The sequence below is a fragment of the Thermosynechococcus sp. HN-54 genome (genome assembly GCF_023650955.1).
Taxonomy (GTDB): domain Bacteria; phylum Cyanobacteriota; class Cyanobacteriia; order Thermosynechococcales; family Thermosynechococcaceae; genus Thermosynechococcus.
In genome coordinates, this window is the sequence record NZ_CP098039.1 from 2,464,177 (window position 1) to 2,476,623 (window position 12,447).

Annotated in this window: 10 protein-coding genes; 5 read left to right on the top strand and 5 right to left on the bottom strand. The window is 54.3% G+C overall.

Features of this window, described 5'->3' with window-relative positions; genetic code table 11:
* The first annotated feature begins 189 nt into the window (after positions 1–189).
* Together yqeK and NBE99_RS12065 are read left to right on the top strand one after the other, a co-directional pair.
* Positions 190–840 carry a bis(5'-nucleosyl)-tetraphosphatase (symmetrical) YqeK gene (gene yqeK / locus NBE99_RS12060; protein WP_315897271.1) on the top strand — a complete coding sequence of 217 codons (651 nt, stop codon included), beginning with the start codon at positions 190–192 and terminating at the stop codon, positions 838–840.
* 50 nt (positions 841–890) lie between these two features.
* Positions 891–1,736 (top strand): ABC transporter permease, encoded by an 846-nt coding sequence (locus tag NBE99_RS12065; RefSeq protein WP_250682296.1) that lies wholly within the window; start codon positions 891–893, stop codon positions 1,734–1,736.
* On the opposite strand, the gene NBE99_RS12070 is transcribed toward NBE99_RS12065, so the two are convergent.
* Both NBE99_RS12070 and phoU read right to left on the bottom strand, forming a co-directional pair.
* Complete coding sequence (locus NBE99_RS12070) at positions 1,733–3,610, bottom strand: caspase family protein (protein ID WP_250682297.1); 1,878 nt, start codon at positions 3,608–3,610, stop codon at positions 1,733–1,735. The two genes, NBE99_RS12065 and NBE99_RS12070, sit on opposite strands and share 4 nt — an antisense overlap.
* A gap of 134 nt (positions 3,611–3,744) precedes the next feature.
* On the bottom strand, positions 3,745–4,383 hold the full coding sequence (gene phoU, locus NBE99_RS12075) for a phosphate signaling complex protein PhoU (protein WP_250682298.1): 639 nt from the start codon (positions 4,381–4,383) through the stop codon (positions 3,745–3,747).
* 165 nt (positions 4,384–4,548) lie between these two features.
* On the opposite strand from phoU, the gene NBE99_RS12080 reads away from it, so the two are divergent.
* Positions 4,549–5,799, top strand: coding sequence for a branched-chain amino acid ABC transporter permease (locus NBE99_RS12080; RefSeq protein WP_250682299.1), 1,251 nt, complete (start codon positions 4,549–4,551; stop codon positions 5,797–5,799).
* Positions 5,789–6,601 (top strand): ABC transporter ATP-binding protein, encoded by an 813-nt coding sequence (locus tag NBE99_RS12085; RefSeq protein WP_399370580.1) that lies wholly within the window; start codon positions 5,789–5,791, stop codon positions 6,599–6,601. Before NBE99_RS12080 ends, NBE99_RS12085 begins: the two co-directional genes overlap by 11 nt.
* A gap of 25 nt (positions 6,602–6,626) precedes the next feature.
* Here NBE99_RS12085 and dnaG read toward each other — a convergent pair whose 3' ends face one another.
* Positions 6,627–8,717 (bottom strand): DNA primase, encoded by a 2,091-nt coding sequence (gene dnaG / locus NBE99_RS12090; RefSeq protein ID WP_250682300.1) that lies wholly within the window; start codon positions 8,715–8,717, stop codon positions 6,627–6,629.
* 192 nt (positions 8,718–8,909) lie between these two features.
* On the opposite strand from dnaG, the gene NBE99_RS12095 reads away from it, so the two are divergent.
* Positions 8,910–10,019: an ATP-dependent 6-phosphofructokinase gene (locus NBE99_RS12095; RefSeq protein ID WP_250682301.1), complete on the top strand. Its 1,110-nt coding sequence runs from the start codon at positions 8,910–8,912 to the stop codon at positions 10,017–10,019.
* Between the two features lie 11 nt (positions 10,020–10,030).
* Here the strand turns inward: NBE99_RS12095 and miaB are convergent, their stop codons facing one another.
* Together miaB and grpE are read right to left on the bottom strand one after the other, a co-directional pair.
* A complete protein-coding gene (gene miaB / locus NBE99_RS12100) occupies positions 10,031–11,383 on the bottom strand; it encodes a tRNA (N6-isopentenyl adenosine(37)-C2)-methylthiotransferase MiaB (protein ID WP_250682302.1) in 1,353 nt (450 codons plus the stop codon).
* 15 nt (positions 11,384–11,398) lie between these two features.
* On the bottom strand, positions 11,399–12,127 hold the full coding sequence (gene grpE / locus NBE99_RS12105) for a nucleotide exchange factor GrpE (protein WP_399370583.1): 729 nt from the start codon (positions 12,125–12,127) through the stop codon (positions 11,399–11,401).
* Positions 12,128–12,447: the final 320 nt, after the last annotated feature.

Sequence of the window (12,447 nt, forward strand, 5' to 3'; positions counted from 1 at the left end):
CCTATCCGTGAAATTACGGAAGTTTGACAAAAAGCTTACAGCCCTTTCCTAAAATATGAGATGCATAGGGAGGAAGCTGATCCTGCCCGACAGTAGCTTTGACTGTTTTGAGGGTTTCCCAACCTTGTGAAAAGAGCCTTCGGTATGATACAAGGGTAGCACTTCATCATCCCTGCTGTGGCTTTGGCTATGACCCCACTTGTGACAACTGATGCTAAAGATTCCCTGTGCGATCGCCAGCAGGTTTTGGCGTGGTTAACGGAAAATGTGCCTGCGCCACGACTCCAACATATCCTGCGGGTAGAAACGATGGCGGCGGAGCTGGCTCTCCACCATGGCTTGGATGTGGATCGGGCGGCGTGGGCGGGGTTATTGCACGATTTGGCAAAGTACTTTCCACCGGAGCGGCTATTGAGCATGGCACGGGAGGCGGGGTTGCCGATTACGGAGGTGGATGAGGCGGATCCCCACTTGCTTCACGCGGATGTGAGTGCCCTTGTGGCGCGGCAGCAATTTGGCATTACCGATGAACAGGTCTTAGCAGCCGTTGCCAACCATACCTTGGGCCAGCCGGGCATGGATGCCTTAAGTTGTGTGGTCTTTTTGGCCGATAGCTTGGAGCCAGGGCGGGGGCAGACGGTCGAACTAGAGGAATTGCGCAAGGTGGCTCACCAAAATTTACAGGAGGCGGTGTGGCGAGTGTGCGATCGCACGCTGTTGTGGTTGGTTGACCAGCATCGTTTAATTCACCCCCGCATGATCCTCACCCGCAACTGGGCAATGCAGGTGGCACCCGCCAAGCCAAAAAAGACTGAGAAGAAAGGCGCCGCCAAGGTTTAGAGCCTGTCCCTTGCTACCCTAGAAAGCAGGTTTGATCTTGGAGTTGCGTTATGACTACTGCTTCAGCAACGGCTGTTCCCGGTATTTTTTCAGGGGAATTTGTCCAAGAAACCCTCGCTCTAACCCGTCGCTTGTTTATTCAACTGCAACGCCGCCCCTCTACACTGGTGGCGGGAGTGGTACAACCCTTAATTTGGCTGATCCTCTTTGGTGCCCTCTTCCAGAATGTGCCGCAGGGTCTCTTTGGCGAGAGTACCAATTATGGCCAGTTTCTCTGCGCCGGCATTATTGTCTTTACCGCCTTTAGTGGTGCCCTCAATGCAGGGTTGCCGGTGATGTTTGACCGTGAGTTTGGTTTTTTGAATCGGCTGTTGGTGGCGCCGTTGGCCTCGCGGTTTTCGATTGTTCTTGCTTCGGCGTTGTTTATTACCAGCCTGAGTTTGATTCAGGTGGTGGCGATCGCCAGCTTGGGGGTACTGCTGGGAACCGGACTACCGAATTTGGCGGGCATTGGTGTGGTTTTGGCCACCGTACTGATCTTGGTCTTTGGTGTGACAGCCTTGAGTCTCGGACTCACCTTTGCCTTGCCCGGACACATTGAACTGTTGGCAGTGATTTTTGTCATCAACCTACCCTTACTTTTTGCCAGTACTGCCTTGGTTCCCCTGTCGTTTATGCCCCGTTGGTTGCAGTGGATTGCTAGCCTCAACCCCCTCAGCTTGGCCATTGAACCGATTCGCTATGTCTATTTGCACCCCGATTGGCAGTTTAGCGATGTGGTCATGGTGGCGCCTTGGGGATCGCTAAGCTTGGGCGCGGCACTGTTGATTCTTTTGGCTGTTGCCGTGGGGATGAGCCTACTCATTCAGCCTCTATTGCGGCGGCGCTTGGCCTAAACGACCCGCAGCGTGAATCCTTGGGTGCACCACTCCCGCACATCTAAGCAAAATTCATTGCCTTCGGGTTCACTGCTGAGATCCGTCAACAGCCCTAGCACTAAGGCCAAACTCTCTTCGCCCGAAAGCAGGAAGGGTTCTGAATGATTAGGGTGACTGCTTAGTTGACTGAAGCGGGTGAAGGGACGGTGGCTGCTAATGATAAAGACCTTGAGCCACTGACAGGGGTGATTCAGTGTCCATGTATAGAGGGGGACGTTTAAGCCGGGGGCAACCACCAACTGCCACGACTGCGGTTGCAGGGGCAACAGCAGAATCCCCTGATTGCTGTCCCAAGCAAAGGCAACGATATTGAGGGGGCGATCGCCATAATTGTAGAGGCTCCAGCGACAGGTCTCTCCCTTGGCCAAGGTGAGGGGTGTTTCTAAGTTCGTGGCTGGTAGCTTCGTGCTCAAAACATCCGGGAAGGGAGTGGGGCTGCGGGGCGGAGATTGGCGGCTCAGGAGTTTTGCCGTAGGCGATAGTTGTTCAAGCGTTGTACACACGGCCACCTGACTAGAGGTGGGATTCAGGGTCAGTGTCAACCATTTCTGAGCAAGCAGGGCACTGAGCAGGGGACTCAGGCGGCGGATGCCTACTTTGGCGGCTTCAGTGGTACCACCGCAACTGGGCTGGAGTAAAGTTCCCACCGGCCATTCCAGCCCATAGCTGCCCACTGTTTCACTTTTGGTGAGAACCACATCTGGCAGGGAGTCACTGCCGTTGAGTACGGCAACTTTCTCTTCGTTGGTCAGGGCATTGATCGCATCTACCCGCTCGATTTTGCTCAGCTTGGTGTCCAGTGCTACCTGTAGGTGCAGATTTTTCCCCAAGCGTCGTTGTTGCTCATAGAGGCGATCGCCCACCTGGAGGGGCTGACTACTGACCCCCTGAGCTAGGATGCCATTAAAACTCATCATGTCAACGACGATGGCACCATCAGCAGTGCTCCAGCGACTGTGGGGATGACAATGAGCCAACAACCAAGGACTGAGGCCGCCACACCAGACTTGAAGGGCGCGATCGTGCCCCGTTGCGTGCACTACCCCATCAAAGCCGCGGGAGAGGGTGAGATTCCCCGGTACGCCATTGCTCACTAGATAAATTTCCGCCCCCGTTTGCCAGCGCAGTTCATCAGCAATGTACATCAAGCTCGTTGCCAAAGAGCGATCGCCCCCCACAGCCGCCAGATAATGACTGCAACTGGCAGTAAACAGTCCCACGGGGAGGCCATTTAAGTGAGTTTCCACCCCCAAATCTGCCCAGAGAACATGATCCTTAGGAATCTGTGCTCTCCCCCGTGCCTCAAGGGATTGCAAAGGCACAAATCGCCAGCGTAGCGTTCCTCCGGCAATGGGTGGTGGGCTAAAACGGGTGTCAAGCCATAGCTGTACGCCTTTGGTACGCAGGAGTTCAGAAAGCGGCAAAATTCCCTGACCCGCGGCAGTGGCATTGGCTAAAACTAGGGCGGGTTGTTGCTGCCAGAGGGTGCCGTAGCCACTAAAGTAAAACAACAGGGGCTGCCCTGAATGTTCCAAAACCCCTAGGGTTTCCCTGACAGCATCGAGTGTGGCTGCTTGTTCCGTCAGGAGGGTAATGTCACTGTCCGTCAGCCCCCATCCCTCGATTAGGAGGGTTCTCACCAGCTCAACATCCGTCAGACAACCCGCCAAGGGCGGTACTCCCGCCAATTGGGGATAGTGGTTAATGCCAATCAGGAGTGCTCGCCAAGGGGGGAGAGCATCTGCAACAGAGCCGCCCGTCGCCCGCCAAAACCACGGCATCAGTGTCAGTGCCGCAGCACCGTACAGAAAAGAACGACGGCTAAAGCGCATGCCTTACCTCCCAACACGCCCATCCTCTGGTTCGAGCACAGGCACGACAACGTTGCTATGAATTAGGACTAGTTCTATTCTCAGAGGTTGTGGACTGAATTCAGCGCCCAGTGGGCATAAAAGGCAAATTTCTCCTAGGTGGGTTCCCCTTGAACAATGAAGGAAACCCGCTGACCCATTGCTGTTGCATGGTCACCCATGCGTTCAAGATTGTGAATCAACAACAGCAGGAGCAAGCGCAACTCCACTGACTCTTGGGGATTGAGGGGGGCACACAGTCGCTGATAAAGACGGTGATAGTCGGCATCTACCGCGTCATCATGATTGGCGAGGGCTAGCCCCAACTCAGGATTAGAATCGGCGATGGCGGATAGCGCTTCCGATAGTAACAGTTGCGATCGCTCGAACATGAAGCGGATGTCTTCAAGGTAGGGGGTGAGTGGATAGCGCAGCAGGGTTTGACTTGCGCGGCCAATTTCAAGGGCATAATCGCCAATCCGCTCCAGATCGCGGCAGAGGTGGGACACCATCATCAAAAATCGTAGATCCTCAGCTACTGGAGCATGTAACGTCATTAGGGCGATCGCCTCACGATCTAATGCTTGGGCACTTCGATTAATTTCCCGTTCCCTTTGGATCAACTGCTCCACACTGAGAAAATCACGCTCCACCAAAGCACGATAGGCCAGCTGACAGGCGCTTTCGACAAGGGTGCCGAGTCGCAGCACATTACTGCGCAGATGTTGGAGTTGTCGCTGAAAATGGGTGGTCACTGCCCTAGACACCCATCCCTTTGAATGAGAATTGTGCTTTTCAGTGTGCCAAAAAAGCGGCTACTTGTTTTGTAGGCACAGGGGCAAAGATTGATGTATAAAATAGAGTCGTTTTGATTCCTCAGGGGCGCGATCGCCCCCATTCAAGCGATCTCAAGGCTCTCAATGGTTGGCTATCTCATTTCCCTTGGTATCTTCACTGCCACCTTCGCCCTCTTTAGTCTAGGGCTAAATTTGCACTGGGGCTATACAGGACTAATTAACTTTGGTCATGTAGGGTTTCTCGCCATTGGTTCCTACACCACCATTTTGTTGGGAATTGCTGGGGTGCCGATGTTTTTTGCTGTCCTTGCTGGGGTGGTGTTGGCAATGGGACTGGGCTTTTTAATGGGGATTGCCACGCTGCGGCTGCGGGAAGATTACCTTGCGATTGTCACGATCGGTATGGCGGAAATTGTCCGCTTGATTGCCCTCAATGAGGATTGGCTAACCCGAGGGGGTCGGGGGGTGTATGGATTTCCGCTGCCCCTTGCAGACTTCAATCCCAATGTGCCAACCAAGTTAGGGATGATTGCTCTTTTTTGGGCTGTGGTGGGGGCGGCTGCATGGCAGTGGTGGCAATGGCTAAAGCGGCAGTATGGGCGATCGCACCCCCAGTGGTTACTCCCTAGCTATGCGGCTTTGCTGATTGCCGGTACCCTCAGCCTTTGGGCGACATTGCTTCCCCTGAGCTTAGGACGGGGAATTGCCATTTTTCCTCTGGTGTTGACACTGGTGACGCTGAGTGGGGCGATCGCCCTCGTGAGCTATGGTTGGCGTCAAGAAAAACGAACCGTGGTTGCCATTGCCCTGAATACCTTGGCCGCTGCCCTTGTCGGCTTGGTGGTCAAAGCCCTGACCCTTGGTCTGTGGGACTTTAGTTACCGCGCGGGGCTGTTGTGGCTGTTGGTCTTGGTCTTGGCCTTGGTGGTGTGGCAGTTGGAGCGTTGGATCCACTCCCCCTGGGGACGGGTACTCAAAGCCATCCGTGAGGATGAAGAAGTGGCCAAGGCCTTGGGTAAAAATGTCTTTGCCTACAAAATGCAATCCCTCCTTTTAGGGGGGGCGATCGCGGCTGTAGCCGGCTCTTTTTATGCCTGGCAGCTCACCTTTATTAACCCCGACGGCTTTGTGTCCCTAATTACCTTTCAGGCGTGGACGATTGTCGTTTTAGGGGGAGCAGGAAACAACATGGGCACCCTCTTGGGAGCTGCCCTCTTTTGGGCCTACACTGCCTTAACCCGCTTTATTCCCCTTGATGGCGGTCGCCTCGAGGCGTTGCGGATGATGCTCATTGGCCTTGTCCTCATTATCTTGATGATGTGGCGACCCCAAGGTATTTTGGGCAAAAAGGAGGAACTCAGCCTTGGTCGATGAACCTTCCTTAGCGCCAGCCTCTAGCGGTATTAGTCCAGTCTTGCCATCCGATCTCCTAGTGGCCACGGGGCTGTGTAAAAGTTTTGGTGGCATTCGTGCGGTGGATCACGTAGAAATCCGCGTTGCCCGCGATAGCATTACCGGTCTCATTGGCCCCAATGGTGCCGGCAAAACCACCCTATTCAATCTGTTGTGCAACTTCCTCATCCCCGATCAAGGCCGCGTGATTTTTGACGGCCTCCCCATCAGTCATCTGCCCCCCCACCAAGTTGCCCTGCAGGGACTCCTGCGCACCTTCCAAGTGCCCCGTGTGCTCTCGCGCCTCTCCGTTCTCGAAAATATGCTCCTAGCCGCGCCACTGCAAACCGGGGAGAAATTCTGGAATAGTTGGCTACAACCGTTGCGCATTCGCCAAGAGGAACAGGAACTGCGACAACGGGCATGGGAGATTTTGGAGTCCGTCGGGTTAGCTGCCAAGGCCAACGACTATGCGGGCGCATTGTCAGGGGGACAACGCAAACTCCTCGAAATGGCACGGGTGATGATGCACCGTCCTCGCATGGTGCTCCTCGATGAGCCAGCCGCAGGTGTCAACCCCACCTTAATTAATCAAATCTGCGATCACATCCTGCGCTGGAATCAAGAGGGCGTGACGTTTTTGATTATTGAACATAATATGGACGTGGTCATGTCCCTGTGTCAGCACATCTGGGTCTTGGCCGAAGGGAAAAACTTGGTTGACGGTCCTCCGAGTGAGATTCAAACCCATCCTCAGGTCTTGAGAGCTTATCTAGGACAATAGTCCTGCGCCCTTACAGGGAGCAAACCTAGGCATAGCCACGAATTGCAGCCAAGGGCGGACAGCGCTGTTGATCCAATTGCTGGAGGTATTGGCGATGCTGGTAGTAGTCATGGCGCAGTTGTTCAAGCACTTGCAGCCGCTCCGGCGCCACACCAGGAATATCGTCAATCTCACTGTCGCTGTCGGTAAGCAGGCGATCCAAATACTGGCGTAGGGCTTCACTGGCGAGGGATTCACTTAAAATCAGCGCAACGGTTTCCTGCCAAGAGTGGAGAATATAGCGACACCGCTTTTCAACAGCAATGCGTTCAAGGGCTGCCGCCGCTGCTTGGATCACGAGTTCGGGACGATCCAGACTGACGGCAGTCGTTTCATCTAAATGCAGCAGAGGAGTAATCAGGGCAGCTTCCTCCGTCTCACCGAGGCGATCAAAAAGGTGCGTGACCAAATCTAAGTCCGTGAGTTGTGTTCCTGTCTCCGTTGGCAAATGCAGTGGCCACTCAGTGGTATAGGGATCATCGGGCGCCGGCAGACCGGCACAGCATTCTTCTTCAATGGCCAAGATCTGCCGCCACAGCCAACGATGGTGGGAGAGGCTAAATTCAATATCCCGCGCTTGTAGGGTTTGGCGAATCAGGGGGCGATAGTCGCCACAGTGGAGGTAGAGGCGCAGCAGCTGTTCTTCCGCCGCTTGACGGAGGTTATAGTCTGCCGGACGTTGCCATTTTTGCGATCGCCCCTGCCAGCGCTGACCCCGCACCTGTTGCCGCAGGGATTCTTCAAGGCGGAGGATAAAGCGACTATCGTGGCGTCCCAATAGCTCAGCACAGTGGTGAATGTAGTGACTACGCAGTGTGGCATTGGGGAGTTTGCCCAAGAGTTGGCTCAGGGCTTGGCTTGCCTGCTGAAATTGATCGCTTTGGTCGAGATCGTACTGCTGCAAGATGGTTTGGATTTGCCAATCGAGCCAGAGGGGGGCTTGATCTAAGAGCGTTTGGTAGCGATCGCGCCGTGCCTCTAAGGACTCGGCAGCATCCGTAAAAAAGTCAGCCGCATCTTTACCCGCCGGTAACGTGAGAATGCGCAGTCGCAGATCCCCCCGATAGGCCAAATCCGCAACCTCGCCAATGGCGCGATCGGCAGCGCGTTGTCCCGCTGGGTCGGCATCAAAGTTGAGAATAATTTGCTTCGACTCGGTGTAGCGCAGTAGCAACTTAATTTGGGCTTGACTGAGGGCAGTCCCTAAACTGGCCACCGCTTGGGGAAACCCCGCTTGGTGCAGAGCCATGACATCAAAGTAGCCCTCAACAACAATCGCCTGATCGGTTTGCACAATCGCTTGGCGTGCCTTATCAAGACCAAAGAGTAATTGCCCCTTGTTAAAAATAGGGGTTTCTGGGGAGTTGAGATACTTCGGCTCTTCGTTGCCTAGGGTACGACCGCCAAACCCCACCACCCGTCCTTGGGCATCCATAATCGGGATCATCAGGCGATCGCGAAAGCGGTCATAGTAGCCGTCCCCGGTTCGCCGAGGCATAATCAAGCCCGCCTGCTCAACTAAGGCAGCAGGGTATCCCTTTTGCTCCACAAGATATGTGTAGAGCACTTGCCAACCCGCAGGGGCATAGCCCAAGCGAAATTGCTGAATCGTGTCCTCTTTCAGATGGCGTTGTCGCTGCAAATAGTCCTGGGCTACTTGACCAATGGGCTGCCGCAGGGCGTGTTCATAGAAACTGGTGGCGATCGCCAGAATCTCGTACAGTTGCTCTTGAAGGGACAGCCGCGCTTGTAGTGCCTGTTTTTGCTCACTATCGAGGGTGCGTACGGGAATCTGATGGCGTTGGGCAAGGTCGAGCACCACCTCGGCAAAGGAGCGCTTTTGCAGTTCCATTAGGAACTTAATGGCATTGCCCCCGGCACCGCAGCCAAAACAGTAGTAAAAGCCCTTGAGGGGGCTGACCGTAAAACTGGGGGTTTTCTCCTCATGAAACGGACAACAGCCAACGTATTCTCGCCCGCGCTTGCGTAGGACAACGTGCTCGGCCACCACATCGACAATGTTGACCGCTTGGCGCACAGCCTCAATCGTATCAGGGTGTAGGCGAGGAATTTCCATAGATTACCAGTCTAATCGATCCTCTCAATCAGATATTCCCCTCTGGAAAATTCAACGATTCCTAAGGATGTTGCAAGCTCTTAACTCAAGCAGTCAAGGGCGATTGACCTTCGCTAGGATGTTGACGGTGCCCTTGTTAGGTGCAGAGGCAGGCTTTGAAGCCACAACCGTTCATATAGGGAGCAAGTATTCATGAGTACCAGCCGCAAACGACTTGGTGTGTTCACCAGTGGCGGAGATTGCCCAGGTCTAAATACGGCCATCCGTGCCATTGTTGCCCATGCCACTTTAAGTTACGGTTGGGAGGTGCTTGGCATTCTCCACGCGACTCAGGGGTTAATTGAGCGGAAGGCGATCCCCCTCAATGCAGAAGGCCTCGGGGGAATGGATGTACTGCTCAACATGGGGGGAACCATTCTCGGAGCAATTAATAAGGGCGATACCCTTGGCCATGCCGATGAAGTGATTGCGGGGTACTATGAATTGGGCTTGGATGCCCTCATTGCCATTTGTGGCGATGGCAGCCTGAAAATTTTGCATCAACTGGCGCAAAAGGGAAACTGGAATTTCCTTGCTGTACCCAAAACCATTGATAACGATGTCGCCTTGACCGATCGCGCCATTGGCTTTGATACCGCTGTCAACATTGTTGTCGAAGCCCTCAGTCGAATTACCTCCACCGCCGCGAGCCATGATCGTGTTTTTGTGGTGGAAGTGATGGGGCGTACTGCGGGTCACTTGGCTCTGTATTCGGGCATTGCTGGGGGCGCTGATATTATTCTGATTCCAGAAATTCCCTACTCCATTGAAGGCATTTGCCAGCACCTCCAGAAGTTGCGCGATCGCTGGGGACGCAAGTTTGCCCTCATTGTCGTTGCCGAAGGCGCCAAAGAACTGGAGCAGGATGCCAATCAGCGCCGCCATTGCAGTATTGGCCAGTACATTGCCGATAAAATTGCCCAGTACAGTCCGATTCCCATTGAGCTACGGGTTTCAGTCCTAGGTCACATTCAACGGGGCGGTGCCCCCATGGCCATGGATCGTCTCCTCGCAGCAGGCATGGGCAATACCGCTGTGGATCTAGCAGCGCAAGGAACATTTGATCGCATGGTGGCGTGGCAGGCCGGCCAAGTGGTGACCGTGCCCATTGCCGATGTGGTTGCTAAATGCCCACGTCATGTGGATCCCAATAGCTTTTTGATTCGCACGGCTCAAGGGCTGGGCATTTATGTCGGCGATAAGCCGATGTTGCCCTATGTGGATCCCACCCTCTGCCGCGATGAAGTCATTTGTGCGATCTAGAACCGACTGAATCAGCAAACTAAGGAGTGATCCGCAAGAGGAACCCCACTGAGGCTAAAGGCTCGCGCCTCGGTAATGCGGACACGCACCAGTCGTCCCCGTAGGGTCTCAATATCGCCGGGCAGGTACGTGAGGCGGTTGCCATCCGTGCGACCATAGACTTGCTGGGGATCCTTAGGATTGACCCCCTCCACCAGCACTACCTCTTCCCGTCCGAGATAGCGTTGGGAGCGATCGCTGGCGATCGTAGCCACCAAATGATTCAGCCGTTGCAGACGGTCTTCTTTAATCTCTTCCGGCACTTGATTCTCCCACCTAGCTGCTGGCGTATTCGGACGCGGGGAATAGGCTGCCGTATTCAGTTGATCAAAGCCCACCTCCGCCACTAGATCCAGCGTGCGTTGGAATTGTGCTTCGGTTTCGCCGGGAAAGCCGACAATGGCATCGGCACTAATGGCGGCATCTGGCATATAGCGGCGAATCGTTTCAATGATCTGCAAATAACGCTCGCGGGTGTAGCCCCGTGCCATTGCCTTGAGAATTTCATTATCTCCCGATTGAAAAGGAATGTGGAAATGCTTACAGACCTTCGGGAGTTCGGCACAGGCGCGAATTAAGCGTTCTGTAAAATAACGGGGGTGACTGGTGGCAAAGCGAATCCGCTCAATACCCGGCACATCATGGATGTAATAGAGCAAGTCCGTAAACGTGTGCTGTCGCCGCCCCTCCGGGGTAATTCCCGGCAAATCCCGACCGTAGGCATCAATGTTTTGGCCGAGAAGCGTCACTTCCTTGTAGCCTTGGGCTGCCAGTTCCTCAATTTCAGCGCGGATTGCCTCGGGTCGTCGCGATTGCTCCTGACCGCGTACGTTGGGTACCACACAGTAGGTGCAGCGTTCATTACAGCCATAGATTACGTTCACCCAAGCGGTAACGGTGCTGTCACGTCGGGGTTTCGTAATGTCCTCAACAATATGCAGTGGCTCTGTAGCCACCACTTGGCTGCCATTCCACACCTGCTCCAGCAGCTCGCCAAGGCGATTGGCATACTGTGGCCCCATGACGAGATCCACTTCGGGAACCCGTCGCAACAGTTGCTCCCCTTCCTGCTGGGCCACACAACCAGCCACAATTAGGGTGAGGTTGGGATCCTGATGCTTGCGCTTGGCTTGCCGCCCTAAGTAGGAGTAGAGCTTTTGCTCAGCATTATCACGAATCGTGCAGGTATTGTAGAGCAACACGTCGGCCTCATCTGGGTCAGCCACAGGTTCTAAGCCCATGGCTTCCAAGACCCCGGCCATGCGCTCGGAGTCGGCTTTGTTCATTTGACAGCCAAAGGTGGTGATGTAGTAGCGGCGTGGCATTCCCTCAAAGTGCCCCTATACGTCCGTCACATCATTGGTGGGATTCGTGTCACTAGCACTACCCTCTTCCGGCGGAGCGGCCACTTTGACCATGGCATGGCGCAACACGCGATCGCCCAGCATGTACCCCCGCTTCAATTCTTCAATTACTGTGCCTTCAGGGTGTTCATTAGTGGCTTCGCGGAGCACCGCCTCGTGGAGATTGGGATCAAAGGGCTTACCTTTGGCCTGCATGGCCGAAACGCCAATGCGCTTGAGGCACTCCACCAGTTGCTTGTAAACCCCTTGATAGCTGCGGTGAATTTTTTCTTCCGCCTCTGTTTCCGTTTGAATGTGGGTACGAGCTAGCTCAAAGCTATCCACCACCGGTAGCAAATCAGCAATGACGCTGCACTTAATCTGTAATTCTAGCTCCTCTTTTTCTCGCTGGGTGCGTTTGCGGAAGTTTTCAAAGTCAGCGGCAAGACGCATATATTGGCTATTGCGCTCCTCCACCACCTGCGAAAGACTAGCCTTGGCAGCTTCAAGGGCAGCAATTTTCTCTAGCAGTTCCGCTGCATCCGCAGGAGTCTCTGGAGAGGCAGGCTCCGGAGCTTGCCCCTCTTCGCTCGTGGTGGCCTCTGCATGATTCTCAACGACATCGGGGGTAATTTCGCTGTCTTGGGCTTCAGCAGCGGGGTTGGTTACGGTTTCATCACTCATAGGTTGACTCAGGTTATGCCCTCTAGACTGTGGATTGCGCACCGCAGTGCGTTTAGATGGTGCAATCGTTTTAGCCTATCATTTTACCCATTGTATCAATAGGGGCGAGGCATCCGTCTATTACAGACTTCTCGACTCCGGCTCTTTTCACCGAATTTATGTCTGGAAGCCCCGTTACTTTAGTACGGCAAGGAAAGACAGAGACGACTTTAGTCGGTGCTAGAGTTGATAGAATTTATCTATGGAACAAACCCTAACAGTCGTTTGCAAGCTTCGACCAACGCCGGAACAGTCCCTCGAAATCGAGAGATTCTTGAAAGCGTTTGCCGATGCTTGCAACTTTACCAACAACACCGTTCAAC